This is a genomic window from Paenibacillus sp. J22R98, from assembly GCF_059383835.1.
In genome coordinates, this window is record NZ_JBXENW010000003.1 from 639,722 (window position 1) to 655,557 (window position 15,836).

16 protein-coding genes are annotated in these 15,836 nt (G+C 49.7%); 11 read left to right on the top strand and 5 right to left on the bottom strand.

Going from position 1 to position 15,836, the window contains the following annotated elements; all coding sequences use genetic code 11:
- Positions 1–24: 24 nt before the first annotated feature.
- The 4 genes from AC50Y3_RS13190 to AC50Y3_RS13205 are packed head-to-tail and all read left to right on the top strand — an operon-like array spanning position 25 to position 2,828.
- Positions 25–1,080, top strand: a complete 1,056-nt coding sequence (locus AC50Y3_RS13190) for a formylglycine-generating enzyme family protein (RefSeq protein ID WP_494819159.1) — start codon at positions 25–27, stop codon at positions 1,078–1,080.
- Positions 1,073–1,618, top strand: coding sequence for a GrpB family protein (locus AC50Y3_RS13195; protein ID WP_494819160.1), 546 nt, complete (start codon positions 1,073–1,075; stop codon positions 1,616–1,618). The genes AC50Y3_RS13190 and AC50Y3_RS13195 overlap by 8 nt, the downstream gene beginning before the upstream one ends.
- The gene (locus AC50Y3_RS13200; RefSeq protein WP_494819161.1) at positions 1,615–2,361 is read left to right on the top strand and encodes a ferritin-like domain-containing protein; all 747 of its coding nucleotides are present in this window, start codon (positions 1,615–1,617) and stop codon (positions 2,359–2,361) included. Before AC50Y3_RS13195 ends, AC50Y3_RS13200 begins: the two co-directional genes overlap by 4 nt.
- On the top strand, positions 2,358–2,828 hold the full coding sequence (locus tag AC50Y3_RS13205) for a GNAT family N-acetyltransferase (protein WP_494819162.1): 471 nt from the start codon (positions 2,358–2,360) through the stop codon (positions 2,826–2,828). The genes AC50Y3_RS13200 and AC50Y3_RS13205 overlap by 4 nt, the downstream gene beginning before the upstream one ends.
- On the opposite strand, the gene AC50Y3_RS13210 is transcribed toward AC50Y3_RS13205, so the two are convergent.
- The gene (locus tag AC50Y3_RS13210; RefSeq protein ID WP_494819163.1) at positions 2,817–3,263 is read right to left on the bottom strand and encodes a GNAT family N-acetyltransferase; all 447 of its coding nucleotides are present in this window, start codon (positions 3,261–3,263) and stop codon (positions 2,817–2,819) included. The two genes, AC50Y3_RS13205 and AC50Y3_RS13210, sit on opposite strands and share 12 nt — an antisense overlap.
- Positions 3,264–3,372: 109 nt before the next feature.
- Here AC50Y3_RS13210 and AC50Y3_RS13215 point away from each other — a divergent pair, with 109 nt between their 5' ends.
- Genes AC50Y3_RS13215 through AC50Y3_RS13225 form a run of 3 tightly spaced genes read left to right on the top strand, consistent with a single transcriptional unit; the run spans position 3,373 to position 4,842 of the window.
- Positions 3,373–3,888, top strand: a complete 516-nt coding sequence (locus AC50Y3_RS13215) for a GNAT family N-acetyltransferase (protein ID WP_494819164.1) — start codon at positions 3,373–3,375, stop codon at positions 3,886–3,888.
- A gap of 20 nt (positions 3,889–3,908) precedes the next feature.
- Entirely contained in the window at positions 3,909–4,388 is a 480-nt protein-coding gene (locus AC50Y3_RS13220) for a GNAT family N-acetyltransferase (protein WP_494819165.1), read from the top strand.
- A complete protein-coding gene (locus tag AC50Y3_RS13225) occupies positions 4,381–4,842 on the top strand; it encodes a GNAT family N-acetyltransferase (protein ID WP_494819166.1) in 462 nt (153 codons plus the stop codon). Before AC50Y3_RS13220 ends, AC50Y3_RS13225 begins: the two co-directional genes overlap by 8 nt.
- 49 nt (positions 4,843–4,891) lie before the next feature.
- Here the strand turns inward: AC50Y3_RS13225 and AC50Y3_RS13230 are convergent, their stop codons facing one another.
- Both AC50Y3_RS13230 and AC50Y3_RS13235 read right to left on the bottom strand, forming a co-directional pair.
- Positions 4,892–6,943 carry a Tat pathway signal sequence domain protein gene (locus AC50Y3_RS13230; RefSeq protein ID WP_494819167.1) on the bottom strand — a complete coding sequence of 684 codons (2,052 nt, stop codon included), beginning with the start codon at positions 6,941–6,943 and terminating at the stop codon, positions 4,892–4,894.
- Positions 6,930–8,339 (bottom strand): MFS transporter, encoded by a 1,410-nt coding sequence (locus AC50Y3_RS13235; RefSeq protein WP_494819168.1) that lies wholly within the window; start codon positions 8,337–8,339, stop codon positions 6,930–6,932. The genes AC50Y3_RS13230 and AC50Y3_RS13235 overlap by 14 nt, the downstream gene beginning before the upstream one ends.
- Before the next feature lie 117 nt (positions 8,340–8,456).
- Here AC50Y3_RS13235 and AC50Y3_RS13240 point away from each other — a divergent pair, with 117 nt between their 5' ends.
- Positions 8,457–9,701, top strand: a complete 1,245-nt coding sequence (locus AC50Y3_RS13240) for a helix-turn-helix domain-containing protein (RefSeq protein ID WP_494819169.1) — start codon at positions 8,457–8,459, stop codon at positions 9,699–9,701.
- Positions 9,702–9,761: 60 nt separating this feature from the next.
- On the opposite strand, the gene AC50Y3_RS13245 is transcribed toward AC50Y3_RS13240, so the two are convergent.
- Positions 9,762–10,250, bottom strand: a complete 489-nt coding sequence (locus AC50Y3_RS13245; protein WP_494819170.1) for a YhjD family protein — start codon at positions 10,248–10,250, stop codon at positions 9,762–9,764.
- The gene (locus AC50Y3_RS13250; RefSeq protein ID WP_494819171.1) at positions 10,247–11,512 is read right to left on the bottom strand and encodes a DNA polymerase IV; all 1,266 of its coding nucleotides are present in this window, start codon (positions 11,510–11,512) and stop codon (positions 10,247–10,249) included. Before AC50Y3_RS13250 ends, AC50Y3_RS13245 begins: the two co-directional genes overlap by 4 nt.
- A gap of 480 nt (positions 11,513–11,992) precedes the next feature.
- Here AC50Y3_RS13250 and AC50Y3_RS13255 point away from each other — a divergent pair, with 480 nt between their 5' ends.
- From AC50Y3_RS13255 to AC50Y3_RS13265, 3 genes are all read left to right on the top strand, one after another.
- A complete protein-coding gene (locus tag AC50Y3_RS13255; protein WP_494819172.1) occupies positions 11,993–12,598 on the top strand; it encodes a Ger(x)C family spore germination C-terminal domain-containing protein in 606 nt (201 codons plus the stop codon).
- Between the two features lie 1,138 nt (positions 12,599–13,736).
- A complete protein-coding gene (locus AC50Y3_RS13260) occupies positions 13,737–14,756 on the top strand; it encodes a LacI family DNA-binding transcriptional regulator (protein WP_494819173.1) in 1,020 nt (339 codons plus the stop codon).
- Positions 14,757–14,929: 173 nt separating this feature from the next.
- Positions 14,930–15,823 (top strand): ABC transporter permease, encoded by an 894-nt coding sequence (locus AC50Y3_RS13265; protein WP_494819174.1) that lies wholly within the window; start codon positions 14,930–14,932, stop codon positions 15,821–15,823.
- Positions 15,824–15,836: the final 13 nt, after the last annotated feature.

The window sequence follows — 15,836 nt, forward strand, 5'->3', positions numbered from 1 at the left end:
CCTATAAGCTTGGAGATGACAGAGATGGCAGAACAACTTAAATCCTGCTGCTGCGCAAGCAGAGGCGATGCTTCTGTAGAAGCGCAGACATCGGCGCCCGAAGTGTCAGGCGAGCGCAGCGAGAGTGCGAATCAACAGCGGTTACCGGAGCTAGAGACGAAGCCGGCGTCATCTCCACAGGTTGACGAAGATATGATGCTCATCCCCGCGGGAGCGTTTCTGATGGGAACCGATGATGCGGAAGGTTTTCCCCAAGACGGTGAAGGTCCAATCCGCAATGTGAAGCTGGATGCGTTCTATATCTCTCGTTACGCGGTTACGAATGCGCAGTTTGCTCAGTTTGTGGCAGCTACCGGTTATGTGACGGAAGCGGAGAAGTTCGGCTGGTCGTATGTGTTTCACCTTCTGGCCTCTGATGCTACCCGTGAAGCAGCGGCTGGTGCACCCCAAGGCACGCCATGGTGGCTCGCGGTGAACGGAGCATATTGGGCGCATCCGGAAGGGCCGGACTCCAATATCGAGGAGCGTGCGGATCATCCGGTCGTGCACGTGTCTTGGAACGATGCCGCAGCCTATTGCAGTTGGCGAGGCGGGCGACTGCCGACCGAGGCGGAGTGGGAGTATGCGGCAAGAGGCGGTCTGGTGCAGCGGCGGTACCCGTGGGGGGATTTGCTGAAACCGGACACCGAGCATCTCTGCAACATTTGGCAAGGGAAGTTTCCGGTCAAAAACAATGCAAGCGACGGCTACCACGGAACTGCGCCTGTAGATGCTTATAAGCCGAACGGGTACGGGCTGTACAACATGTCCGGCAACGTATGGGAGTGGTGCAGCGACTGGTTCACGCCGCAGTATCACCGGGTTACTTCAGCGGTTAGTCCTCACTATACGAAGCCGACGCATGCGCGTTCCATGCGCGGAGGTTCCTATCTGTGTCACAAATCATACTGCAATCGGTACCGGGTGGCAGCGCGAAATTCCAATACGCCGGACAGCTCGACCGGGAATTGTGGTTTTCGTATCGTTAAGGCAGTTAACATGGGCGAAGGCGCAGGCGAGGAGGCAATCGGGTGTGAGTGATCCGATTATTATTGTTCCTTATGATGCCGGGTGGGCACGCGAGTTTCAGGAGATTGGCCTTCGTCTGCGCGAGGTACTTGGCGAAACGGCGCTGCGTATTGACCACATCGGCTCCACGTCGGTTCCCGGACTGGCTGCCAAACCTGTGATCGATATTCAAGTTTCGGTCCGTTCGCTTGAGCCGGCAGATGTGTATCGTCACGGTTTGGAGCAGCAAGGCTATATATTCAGAGCGGATAATCCCGAGCTCACCAAACGTTACTTCAGAGAAGGAACAGGTATGCGGCGCACGCATATTCATGTCCGAGAAGCGGGCAGCTTCGGGGAACAATTCGCGCTTCTTTTCCGTGATTATTTGAGAGCGCATCAAGATGAAGCAGAGGGCTATGCAAATGTGAAAATGAACCTGATGGCGCAGTTCGCGCACGATCGCCACCGCTACGTCGATGAGAAAGATCCTTACATCTGGGCTATCATGCGCAGGGCCGGCAGCTGGAGTCAAAGCATGGGCTGGAAGCCGGGAGTATCGGATCTATGATGAAGGTTGATTTTGCGGCTTGGAAGCATTATTTTCTGCATAATCAGCAGAACTTGAGGGCGATTGATTGGGCGGATTCGTATCGGCTGACAGAGGCCGAGCGAGCGTGCATCCAGACATCCATTCAGCAGTTCCAGCTCGGCGAGAGCTCCGAAGGCAAACATCTGATTCACCAGGCGAAGCGTTATGCCGAACGAACCGGGAATCACGATTACTATGAAGCGGTCACCGCTTTTATCCGCGAGGAGCAGCGTCATGCCAGAGATCTGGCCCGGTTTATGAAAGGTCAGCGGATGCCGTCCATCCGCGGCCACTGGGTGGATCATGTTTTTCGCAAAATGCGCCAATTCGCGGGGCTTGAGCTGTCTGTCATGGTGCTGATCACAGCTGAAATTATCGCGAAGGTCTACTATATTGCACTTGAGCGGAGCACCGGGTCGAAGACGCTGCAGGACTTGTGCGATCAGATTTTGCAAGATGAGGAGAAACATGTCGAGTTCCAATCGGAGACGCTCTTTAAGCTGGGCGAGGGCAGATTGTCAGTTTTGAATCGCTCCTACAGGCTGGCTCACCGTGTACTGCTCGAAGGTACGCTCGTCGTCGTTTGGCATCAGCACCGAACTGTTTTTCAAGCCGGCGGATACCGATTCTCTGATTATCTGGCTGCATGTCGGAAGGAATTTCGATTATCAGGCAGCATAGCCGCTGGGGTCTCACAAACGGGGAGGACGTATGAGGGATGATTCAAATTATCGAGCTGGGTGATCAGCCGCAAGCTTTCATCGATGAGGCGATCCGCTATATCTGGAACCAATGGGGCAACGAGCACAATTATGCGTTCTATCGCGATTGTATCCTACATGCCCTGCAAGCAGATGTGGATGTGCCGAAATTCTATGTAGCCATCGATCAAGAGAAGGTGCAGTTTATCGGCATATGCGGCGTGCTGCGCAATGATCTTATCAGCCGGCAGGACCTGTTCCCGTGGCTCGCTTGTCTCTATGTAGACCCGGCCTACCGGGGCCAAGGGCTTGGCAGCCGCTTAATGGCGCGCTTGGAAGTAGAGCTTGCCGGCAAGGATTATACGCAGCTTTACTTAAGTATAACCCTTGACGATTATTACGAGAGGTACGGGTGGAGCTACTTCAGCCAGGGCTATTACATGGAAGGGAGCAGCACGAAGGTGTATCGCAAAGGGTTAGGCGGATAGAGCCCAGTAAAGCATCCCGTCTTGCGCGTTCGTTTGCTTCATGCCGAGCTTCTTCAGTACGTTGATCGAAGCGAGATTATCTGCGAGGCATTCGGCGATGATCGTCTTGGCTTGGGCGGTGGAGAACGCCCAGTCCAGGAGAGCACGAACACTCTCGGTCGCGTAACCGCGATTGCGAGCGGAAGGGACGAAACCGTAGCCGACCTCCGCGATGCCTCCGGCAGGTTTCCCTTTAAACCCGATGTCGCCGAGCACTTCGCCGGTTGCGGTGTCGGTCACCAGCCACACGCCCCAGCCAAGCAGCGTGGGATCGAGCTTCACCTGCTCTATGTAACGGCCGATATGTTTCTTGTCTTGGATATAGGCTTCGAAGTCATTCGCGTTCAGGGCGGAAACCGGGAGCAGTGTGAGTCGTTCGGTTGTTACGGTAAACATGAATTCGGTTCACTCCTTAAGCAAGCTGCGTTTTAGGGCACATGTTCAATCATAGGGGCAGGGTACGGTTGAACACAAGCTTTTATGGAAGAGGAGGGAGAGGTTAGCGATGATTGTGGTCAAAACGATTACGCCTGACGAAGTAGATTCGTATTGGCGATTGCGGCTGGAAGCGCTGCTAGACAGTCCGGAAGCGTTCGGGGCGACGTATGAGGCATCGGTCGACACGCCGATTGAATCGGTTAAGGCACGGATTCAGGTGACCGAGGATCAGTATATTCTAGGTGCGTTCACGGAGTCCGGGGAGCTTGTCGGCATGGTCGGGTTTCGAAGGGAAGAGTCCGTCAAAACGAAGCATAAAGGCTTCGTGTGGGGGATGTACGTGTCTCCGGCAGCACGCCAGCAAGGTGTTGGACGACTGCTTCTGCAGGAGCTGCTGAACCGGGGGCGTGAGCTGGATGGGCTGGAGCAAATCAATCTCATGGTCGTCACGGGCAACGAGCGGGCAAGAGGCTTGTATCTGTCGCTTGGCTTCGAAGTGTATGGCTTGGAGCGCAGGGCGCTTAAGTATAAAGGCATTTACTACGATGAAGAACTGATGGTCTATACCATACCATCTAACTAGGAATAGGGGAGGTTATCAGAATGGTGGTTGTTCGCCCATATAGGGAGTCGGATCTAGAGCCGCTCACCGCGCTGATGGCTGATCTGGGATCGCCTTCGACGTTTGAGGATATGAGGCTGCGCATGGCGCATATCGAGGGAAGTCCGAATTATTTTACATTCGTGGCGGAGCTTGAAGGTGCTGTGGTTGGCATGGTCGGCCTGCGGATGCAGTTCAGCTATGTCAGTAACGACGTTAAAACGCAAGTATCTTCGTTAGTGACGAAGAAGGAGTTTCAAGGCCGCGGCGTGGGCCGGGCGCTGCTTGCGCATGTGGAGCAGTGGGTGCAGGAGCAAGGCGGGAATTTTATCTACGTGAACAGCGGGATCAAAGAAGAACGGCTGGAAGCCCATGAATTTTATAAGAAGCGGGGCTACGCCATTACGGGCTATCGGTTTGCGAAGAAGCTCGGCGGATTGGAGCTAACGCTGGCGGATAAGGATGCGCCTACTGATGTCTAAGCTGAGAATTCGCTCAATAGGTGAAGACGAAGAGCTGCCTTACGGGCTGCTGCTGCTGGCTGATCCGGAGCGGCAAGCGATTGACGCTTATGCCGGGCGAAGCATCTGCACGGTGCTGGAAGAGGACGGGCAGGTGATCGGCGTATATTTGCTGCTAGCCACTAGGCCGAAAACCGCCGAAATCATGAACATCGCCGTGCGGGAAGACCGTCAGGGAAAAGGATATGGCAGGAGGCTGATCGGGCATGCCGTGCAGTATTGCAAGGAACAGGGATATCGCGCGGTTGAGATTGGGACAGGTAATTCCAGTCTGGCTCAGCTGGGGCTGTATCAGAAATGCGGGTTTCGCGTGGTAGGCGTGGAGACGGACTATTTCGTAAAGCATTATGCGGAGCCGATTATCGAGAATGGCATTCCTTGCCGGGATATGATCCGGCTGAGGATGGACTTATAGAAACAAGCCCCAATCGGGGCTTTTTTTGTATGTTCATCCTGACTTTTAATTAGTTCACAACAACTCTAACGCGGCACAGATTCATTACTTGGGTATAGAAGTCACCGCTATCGCCATCTCTGCTCGAAGCAGCTCGTAATACCGGAAAATAAGTTCCCGGTTTGGAGAACGAATAGGTCGCCTCCACAACTGCTTGCGATTCCGCATCATTGGTGTACGTCATCGTTGCAGCAATTGGGAATGCAGCTTCTCCTTCAAAATCCCACTGTGCCGAAACGAGCGTTCCGGTATGCGGAGGAGCTTCGATCTCAGCATGGAACGTAACTGTATCCCCTACAGATACAACTGCACATTCTCCGCCATTTGCTTTCAACGTAATGACGGGCTGAATGCCTTTGCGCTCTGCGGCTTTGACTGGAACCGTTACCTGGCCGTCAACCACTTTGTAGTTGGTGCTTTCAGGAGGACTGATTCCTTTCTCGACCCATGCGCTCAGATCGAGAAGGGCTTGATGCAGAGCAGGAACGTACGTTACGACGTGCAATTCATCACGTTCGCCGTTCGAGCTGTTATCCGCGTGCAAAGCGTGATCCACATACCAAAGTCTGAACTGCTCATCCAGATCGTCGCCCAAATGTTCTTTCACTTTCGTTCGGTACCAATCCGCTTGCCAAGGGAATGCACTCTCATCCATCAAGGTCTGCACAACAATCATCTTTCCTTCAAACCGGCCGCTTTGAACGGAGCCGGCTCCTCCGTAAGACACAGCCGGTCCCACTTGAAAAGAACGCTGCGGATATAAGGGCTCCCCATCCTTATCTCGGAACTGATCCCATACATAATAATCACGCGACGGAACCTGATGGCGATGATAGGTTTGAATGGCGATGTAGTCTGAGTTATCGATTATGATCTCATCTCCGTCTTTCACCGATTCCAAGCTTTGAACTGCTGCGAAAAACCCGAATGCCGAGCCGATCGTGACAACATTTCCTTTCATCCGCCCAAGAGGAATTTTTAGCCCGGCAGCATCTCCGCTTACAATGCGGATAAACGCGCCATCGAGATAGGCATCCCCATCCGGTACACTAGTCAACTTAAAGTACGGAATCGTTTCTTCCGCTGTCTCAAGCATTTTCCAAGCCTCGTCAACTCCCATATTCGTTGCTGCCTGATTTGCCGGTGCAGGTTGTTTTCTCGGCCAAACCATTTCCTTAATTTCGGTCTTAAATTGAAGACGCGCCTTTGATGCCGAGCTTTCGGGATCAGCGCCAAGGTAACCGGGAACGGTCCAGAAGTCTTCGAAATAGCCAGGATCCATATGCATGACGGCTGGTGTCAGAACGGTTAGCGCGCCATCGCCAATTTCTTTGTAGGCAAACCATGCCTTAGGCGGGAACCCCATCCGGGTTACTTCTTCAAGGGCTTGTCTTTCTTTATCGTTTAATCCGGCATACATGTCTCCGCTCCCGCCAGGCTCCAGCGCATCGATAATAGCCGGAAATTTATCCTTGAGAATTCGCATGGCATGAACGCGAGCCGTAAACACATTTGGAATTGCCATCGGCGTTCCAATAACGAATGGCACTGCACCGTCCCAGATGCCGGTCGTATTTTCAATGAAGCTCATCGTTTTAAATCCGCCGCCGCTGCCGCCGTAAATATAGCCGTAAGCACGATGCGGGCCGAATAACTCTGCCGCTTTAACCCGGGAATATAACGCCACTGCGGCACTTGCCCGATAGACAAGCGTAACATCGGAGGAAGCTCCGCCCATATTGGTTTCTACCAAGTAAGCGCCGCTCGATACGGCAAAACCGATTTTGTTGTCAATGCCAGCAATGTGGCTTTGAGCTGCGTTTTCACTGCCTTGCACAGGGTAAACCGGTTGGAAGAAGCGGCCCTTATAATTCGCTTCCAGCGGAAAATAGAACGAAAATTTCGTCTCCGTGCCATCAAAACCGCCATGAATGTACCGGTGGCGAACCGGCACTTCTCGCCATTCATCTATATCCACATAAGGATGCCGGAACTCGGGATCCTGCAGACCGTCATAGAGTGGAGGTACTTGAGTTGCATTTTCGTTATCATGAATGGACATGGTTATTCCTTCTTTCTGAAAGTTCTTTGGCTATTTGGGCCTGCTTCGTTTCCGTCAGATCAAACCAGAACATACATATGGCGAAAGCGCCGAATAGGGCAGGCAGTACCCCTACCAATACTTTAAGACCAAAGAGAGTCGCATCACTTTGCTCCGCACCCGGAACATATCCGATTACCGTCAAAGCGGCGGCTGCAATTGCGCCTGATATCGCTGTCGCAAAGGTTTGGATAAATCCATTGAAAGAGCTCATGAATGCATTCAAATTCAGCCCGCTTTTCCATTCGGTATAATCAATTGCAGCAGGCATCATTGCACCTTGAGCAGGGCTCGCAAACCCGCCGATTAAAGCGGTGATTACCGATACGGCCATAAAAATGATGAGGCCGGTAGTATTGGACGGGATGAATAAATAGATCGGGCATGTGGCCAATCCGACTATGACTCCGGCCAGCACCGTGTTTTTCAAACCGAATCGACGGATAACCCTTTGACTGAATGCGACGCCAATGAGGGTAGGAATCAGAACGACAATGCCAACAATGGCCATTAAGCCTTCATTATTAAAAAAATATTTGTAGAAATGGATTTGAACGCCGGACCGGATGCCTGAAGAGATAGAGCCTGCGAACAAGTAGACATATAAAATGACGGCATATTTGTTCGTGAAAGTAGCTGCTAGCATCTTCGTGAATGAGGCTGACTTCTGATCTTTATTTACAGCCAGGACGTACCTCTCTTTCACGCGCACCGATTGAAAGAGAGCGATCATAATCGTTACAATAGCCGCCGCTGCCATTAATAGCGAGAAGCCTCTTCCATCATCCCCGCCGCCTAAAGCTTTGTATAATGGCACAGTAGCCACTTGAACAATTAATGCGCCGATGAGAATGAACAGGAAACCGAGCTGAGCAATGGATATTCGTTCTTCGATTCTTTTGGTCACGGCAGGTATAACCGCATTGCCGGGGATCGTGATAATGGATGCAAAGAGACTATAAACCGTATAGGTGCCCACTACATAAATCAGTTTTCCGGTCTCATTCAAGTCGGGAACCGTAAAGGTTAACCATCCGGAGATGCCGAACGGAACACCTAAGATTAAGAACCAAGGCGTGTATTTCCCCCAAGGCGTACTGATTTTGTCGAGCAAAGCGCCAAACAATGGAGAGATGACCGCATCAGCGAACCGAACGATAAGAAACAATGCAGCTATAAAAGCCGGATCAATTTTCATAAAGTCTGTGTAGAAGTACAACAAATACATTTGAATGATTTGATAATGGAACGTATTTGGCGCGCTTCCAACAACAAGTGCAATCCTCTCACTAAATCTCAGCTTCATAAGTTCGTCCGTATGAACGACCGACTTCGCTGCCACCTCCACAACTGCCATAAAGCTCCCCCTTGGACGCATGATCTTGAAAGCACTTACACAGAAATTATGACATATATTCGACCCTGTGTATGGTACGATAGATATATAAATTGTACATTACCGAGGTGGTTCCATATGTCTAAGACAGAGCATACAGCCGATTTAGATTATCTATGTAAATTGCTTCATGAAAGCTTGAACCTCCCGGTTTACTGTAAAATCATTTCTGACTTGCAAGAAGAATCGTTCTGGGCTGCCGGTATGCCTAATCATCCCTTGTTATCCGATGCCGCAGACTTGTTCCGTAAGGCAGCAAGTAAAGGGTCCGAGTTAAGCAGTCCAGTCGTTCATGAAACCAATTACACCGAGCAATTTGCCGTAATCCCGGTCATGCGACATGCACAATGTCACGCGGTTATCGTCATGGGTCCGACCCTTCGGCATAACCCTGGCAACCTTGCTGCTGAATTTTGGAAAGAACATGGTATATCGCAAGAGAATCAAGCCATATGGGCGGAATACTATCGCAGTCTCCCGTTCGTGGACCGATTGCGACTTCTTTATATCTGCGCCTCAGCGAATTGGATGATCAATCAGCAAGCATTGGATATTACGGATGTCATCGAAACCACTTTGCAGTACAACCTGCCTGATCAACAGCAGGAGAAAGAGCTGGAGCTCGCGGATCGCCGGGAGTACTCGATATTTCATGAGGGTAATGTGGGGCAAAGCTATATGCTCGATCTGATTAAACGCGGGGACAAGAACGAGTTGATCAAACAGTTGGCCAAAGCAACCAATATTGAATATATTAGCGAGGTTAATGCGAAGCGGAGTCATCTGCGGAATGTGAAAAATCTTGCTATAGGCGGGGTTACGATAAGCAGCCATATGGCTGTCCAAGGCGGAGTGTACGAAGCGTTAGCCACGACGCTATGCGATTTACATATTAAGCATATTGAAGAACTGAACGATCTGGCAGCGGTGGAAGCCGCGGTGTTCGCTGCAATCGTAGACTTTGCCGAGCGTGTCAGCCAATGCCGAAATAACAACGTTTCTAAATCCGTCTATAGCTGCAAAGAATTCATCTACCTTCATCTGTTCGAAGAGATTACCATGCTGCAGTTGTCGGATGTAACCGGGCTTAACCCCGACTACCTCTCGCAGTTGTTTAAGAAAGAAACGGGGCTAACGGTTATGAATTACATCCAGCGGGAACGTATTGAGGAGGCAAAGAAGCTGCTCGACCATTCCAGCGACACGATTGCGAATATCGGCGAACGCCTCACTTTCTACGATCAGTCTCATTTCGTCAAGGTATTCAAGAAGCACGCAGGTATGACGCCGAAACAGTACCGGATTCGCAAGCGATGGGGCTGATGCTTCTCTCAAAAAAATGCTGTTCCGATTAGGGTTAATCGGAACAGCATTTTTATGCAGTCACTTCTTATGGATAAGCCCGCTGAAATGCTTCTCGAGCTGGGCGATATATTTTCCTAACCGTGTACTAATTTCAGACCTCACTAAAAACCTCATTAATGCGAATTTATGTTCATACCCTCGATAGTAAAATTTATAGTGTGCGGCATCGTCTACTCGTTCTTCCTCGATGACTTTAATGTGATGTTCCCTTAACTCTTTGCGGATCCCGGCCAAGTCTGCATGGATGGCATTTAACAGTGTGTTTGCAGCTGCCGTATAAAGTGTCTTTAAGGAGTGGTTCGACCTCTCGATCTCAAGCCGATTGTTCTCAACCACCGTCATCATGATCGGTAAAAGCACGGAGTCACGTACCATTATCAGGATCTGTTGAGGTACCTTCTGGGATGCGCCCTTATCCGGGTCGCTAAGCTCGTTGAGCTGATCACGATGCTCGGGAGAAATAAACTTTGTGCCCCAACGGCCATTCCCCTCGAGAAATTTGCTCATTTATAGTGCCCTCCAATTTTTTGAGCTCGCTCGCGCGCCTGCCCAGATTTAAGGAGCGATGCGGCGCTTAAAATGGCCGCCTCGCCGAACCGATCTTTGATTTTATCCTTGGTTGCGGCGAGTGCGTGCTGTCTAGGTAAGTCCTCAAAAAGGTCCAGTTGGTACACGCTATTGTCTGTTAGCTGGGAAAGGTCCACGGCAAGATGAGTCAGGGGATTACCGTCCCAGTGCGACATAAACAATTTATGTGCAGCTGCCAGGATGTGATGCTCCAAGCAAGTGGAACTATCTAAAGTGGTTTGGCGGCTGAAGCCACTGGATTTAACCCCATTCGTTGTACCCGCGCTGACAGTGACTTTGCGCCCTTTATACTTGTGGTATCGGCTTGTGCGGCATACCTCGATCACGAGTTCGAGCAGGAGCGGCTCAATGTCCTCTAAGGTTTGGTAAAGCACCCAAGGCAAAGCGCGGCCTCGTGTGACCGACTTCGGCTTGCCAAACGCGCCGGCTACGACAGGGCTGGGGTCAATGCCGCGCGCAGTCTGCCAGTAATAGATGGCCTTAATATCGCTCTGTTTGCCCATCCGTTGCTGCATCCGCCGTTTAAAGTCATGCAGCTCCATCCTAGCTAAATCGCCGATCGTGTTAATCCCCATGCGTATAAAGTGCACGGTCATGCGAGAGGCGACCATAAACATGCTGCTGATGGGCAGCGGCCATAACTCGGATTCGATATTTTCGTAATCAAGTGTGAAGATCCCGTCCGGCTGCTTTTTGGCAAAATTGTCCGTTGCTGTTTTCGCCAATATCTTGGTTGGCCCACAGCCAATACGCGTCCAAACACCGGTTGAGAGCAACACCTTGTTCTGCATTTGATTCGCGATGTCGATCGGAGGGCCGTAAAGCGAGACCGATCCGGTGACATCCAGAAACTGTTCATCGATCGAGAAAGGCTCAACAAGCGGCGTGAATGACTTGTATATCTCCGTAATGAGCAAGGATACGTTTATATACGTCTGCATCCTTGGCCGGATCACGACGAGCTGAGGACATTTTCCAAGAGCTTCACCCAGCCGCATGGCTGTGGAAACGCCGTAAGATTTGGCAAGCGGGCAAGCAGCTAAGACGATCCCCGATTTGCGACTTGGATCGGCGCCTACAACGATGGGCTTATTCGCATGCTCAGGGTGCGAAGCCTTCTCTACCGACGCATAAAAGCTTTGACAATCCGCTAACATGATTACCCGATCTTTAGCCGACATCGCGGATCACCGGCTCATGTGCCAAAATATTTTGAAGCTTAAATAGCCGAGGCGCGCCTGATTCTAGGCAGGTTGCTCGTACATGCGTATGTGTAACTGCGTGTATAAGGATTTGTCTTTTGGTTATCCGGTCGTTTCTGTCCTGATAAATGATAACTACGGCCATCCCCATGTATTTGCTGAGATTTGATTGTAATGATGGCATTCTTATTCGCCTCCATACGAACGTTTGTTCTTTATTATACTACAAACATATGTTCGATATGCAAGGTATGTTTCTGGAATTTTTTGAAGAACCTATAAATGGGTGCGATATTCATGTTCATGCGTATTTCTGCAGGATTCGTGGAGGATTCTGCTTCGGACTTATTAAGATGGAGAATGGGGCAACCATCTTCCTCGAGGGTCTTGGGCGCTCAATACAACCGACGAGAAAGAAGCGAAGGCGTTGCTCTACGGCACGGATGTGGCGGAGCGGAGATGAAACGGGTAACCAGCCAGGATGAGCTAAGCAAGACTGAAGTAAGCTCCAAGCTGATGCTGGGGAGACTAGCGGTTCTGAATCAGGATAAGCTGGCAGGATGGTTATCGAAGCAGGAGGCATTAGGAGCGAATTTCATACACAACGATGTGTTGGGGACGATCATATCGTTCAGTTGCAAGGAGAGTTCTGCAGGCAAAGACTCCACATTTCATCTTATAAAAACGAAAACCCGCCTCATTCCGCATAAGAGCGGCGGACACTATAGCATTGATATCCATGTCAAAGGTTCGGGGGAACTTATGGAGACGAATTGCCCTCTTGACCTGAATAACCCTGCGGTTGAAGAGGCTTTGGAGCAGCAGGTGGAGAAGGAGATCGAGAAAACAATCATGATGGGATGGGGGGCGGTGAAAAAGCTGAAGACGGATGTCGTTGGCTTCGCGGACCTTATTCATCGCAAGTATCCGGGGGACTGGAAGAAGATCGGATCGAAGTGGGAGACGGAGTTCGTTCAGACGGAAATACATCCGCATGTGGAAATAGGCATAAAGAGGGTGGGGCTGACCGGGAAGTCGTTCAAGTTACAGTCGGAGGAGAAATGAAATGAAATGAACAGTATGACAACCCATTTCAGCAGAATTAAAACCATTAACTTGGCGCTAGTGAACACTAAAAACGCGTACGAATGAATGAGAACTAGAGGGCACGCACCGGGCACGCTCGATGCTCTACGTATGAATTCGGAGGATATGAGCGATCTGGGCTGTCTTTAAGCGGCTTGCGGCAGCCGTACAGAATTCAGGTGTCTGCAGGTCAATACGAAGCAGTTGGAGAAAAAAAGTAAACATCGATAATCCAACTGAATCAATATTTATTGAACAATAAGGATGAGCCTTCATCTCCTGCAATAAAATATTTTAACGAACCTTAGCAGCGTTTTAATTCAGACGTAAAGTAGGGAGTAGAGCAATGAAGAAGATTGGTTTAGATTTCTTATAGCGTACTTTTCCATCGGAATATACGTTACTTTTAAGTGCCTGGGTTGGCTACCTAATCGAGATACAAGTGGTACAAATGGTTGGACAATGTTTATTTATATTGGATTGATACTCACTTTCTTATTGGTATCTTGGATAAGAAGGCACAAGAAATAGATCAATTGCGAGTCTTATAATTACAAATCGATATAGAGTGGCTTTACGCTAACGGGTACAATAGTTGAACGAACGGAGCAGTTTGCCAGCGGCAGCTGCTCCTTGTTTCGTTAAAGTAATGGGCAGTTATCTTCAAAGGTAAGAATTCGCAGATTTCAACCTGTAGTAAGCCTTATACGCCAGCAAACGATGGCGTTACAAAAGTTAAAAAGATTCTAAAATTCGTTAAAAAAAGATTGCAAGCGCTTTCGTAAAAGGATACAATGGGCAATATAAAAGAACCGAAACGTTTCGGATGAGTTTAATTGTCGACTAACCAGAAATCCGAAATCGCCGATGCCTTATCTCCGGAATCTTCCGAATTTTCGGAGTTTTTGAAATCCTTCGAAGCTTCTGTGCCTCCTTGCTGGTCGTAGTTCGGAATAAAGCGGCACTAAAAGCGCTGTACCCTGCAGATTTGGCTATAATTAAGAGTCTAGATCAATTGATAAGGTGCCCCAAAAGCTGCCCTCCCGTATAACCGGCTGAGCGGCTTCAGCAGTGCTTATATCCGAAACGTTTCGGGAAAATGGAGGAGGATGATGCGTTGACCACCATTAAAGACTTGGCCAGAATGGCTGGCGTATCCGTAACAACCGTCTCCAGGGCGCTAAACGGATATGACGACGTAAATGAAGATACCCGAATGAAGATCAAACGCATCGCAGAGGAGCTGAATTATCGCCCCAATGCGGTCGCCCGGAGTTTGGTGACTCGAAAAACGCGAACGATTGGGGTCATTTTGTCCGAGATCAACAGGGACGGCGCGAAAGATTCGTTAGCGTTCGAAATATTGTGCGGCATAAACGAACGCTCCGTCCAATTGGATTATGACATTTTGCTCTTCAGCACCAACCCCAAAAAGCAACTTGCCAAGTCCTATGCCGATTTGTGCAAGGAACGCAACGTGGATGGGGCCATACTGTCCGGTCTTCGGGTGAACGATCCATATTTGCAGCAAGTTGTTCAGAATACCAGCTTTCCGTGCGTACTGATCGATATTCCGGCCACCCATCAGAATGTAGGGCACGTAACCACCGATAACGTCAGCGGGGCAAAATGTGCCGTCAAGCACTTGATTCAGCTCGGTCATCGTCATATTGCCATGATCAACGGACATAATGAAGCGTCGGTCAGCATGGAGAGACAGCTCGGATACCGGCATGCGCTGGTTGAACATGGAATCGCTTTCCGCGAGGAGCTTATATTTAACGGTGAATTTAAGGAAGACGGCGGCTACGCCGCCATGCACCAGATCTTGCGCCACCATCCGGAAGTCACCGCGGTTTTCTCGGCCAGTGACTTGATGGTGCTAGGTGCGCTAAGGGCGCTAGAGCATCTCGGACTCAAAGCTCCTAAAAATATGTCCATCGTCGGTTACGACGATATTGTGATCGCTTCGTACTGCTCGCCGCCAATCACTACGATCCGCCAGAACCGATATGAAATGGGCTATCAAGCAGTACAGCTGCTGATCGATATGTTGGAGAAAAGAAAAGTGAACCGCAAAATCGTGTTGAATTCCGATCTGGTCGTCAGACAAAGCACCTCCCCGTTTAACGGATAACAGCGGAGGCGGTGGTCGAAACCGCGGAAACCAGTACGTTGCGGATACTGGTGGAAATACTCGCCATGCAGCAGATTTTAAGGAGGTATTTTGTGATGCAGGGGATAGCCAATAAGAAAAAAACGGATATGCGGGGGATTTTCTTTAAAAAAAGGCACGGATTTCTTTTCGAAATGAAACGGAATTATCCTTATTACTTCATGATGTTACCGGCAATAATCCTCCTTTTTGTGTTCGCCTATTTGCCGATGCCGGGAATTATAATTGCCTTTCAAGATTTTAATTTCGTCGACAAGTTTAAAAGTCCATTCGTTGGATTAGACAATTTCAAATTTTATTTTACAAGCTCTTATGCGTTCCGAACGACTTACAACACGATCTTTATCAATGTGAACTATTTGTTCTGGACAACGCTTGTAAGCCTTCTCTTTGCCATTCTATTGAATGAGATCAGATTGAAATTCGCTAAGAAATTCTATCAAAATCTGATGTTCTTGCCGTTCTTTCTCTCAGCGGTCGTAGTCGGCAAATTCGTAACGGAACTTGTCTTTTCAGACCACAATGGGGTGGCAAATCAGATCGTCAAGCTTTTTGGGCATGAACCGATCGTATGGTCGCAGACTGCAGGTCCATGGGCCTGGATTATTATAGGAGCTCACGTATGGCAGGCTGCTGGTTACTCCACCATTGTTTACCTGGCAACTATCACCGGAATCGATGACCATTTGTTCGAGGCGGCATCCCTTGACGGCGCAAATCGCTGGCAGCAAATCAGGCTGATTTTATTGCCGCTATTAGCTCCCATGATTATCATCATGTGCTTGTTAAGCATTGGCGGCATGCTGCGAGGGGATTTCGGGACCATCTATTCCATCATCGGAGATAACGGACTGTTATTCAAACATACGGATGTCATTGATACCTATGTGTTCCGCGCCATCAAAGGGGCAGCTGATTTCGGGACAACAGCCGCGGTCGGTTTATATCAGTCTGTGGTAGGGTTCATCTTGGTTTACGGATCCAACGCCTTGGTCAAGAAATACGACAAAGACAGCGCATTGTTCTAATAATAGCGGTTAC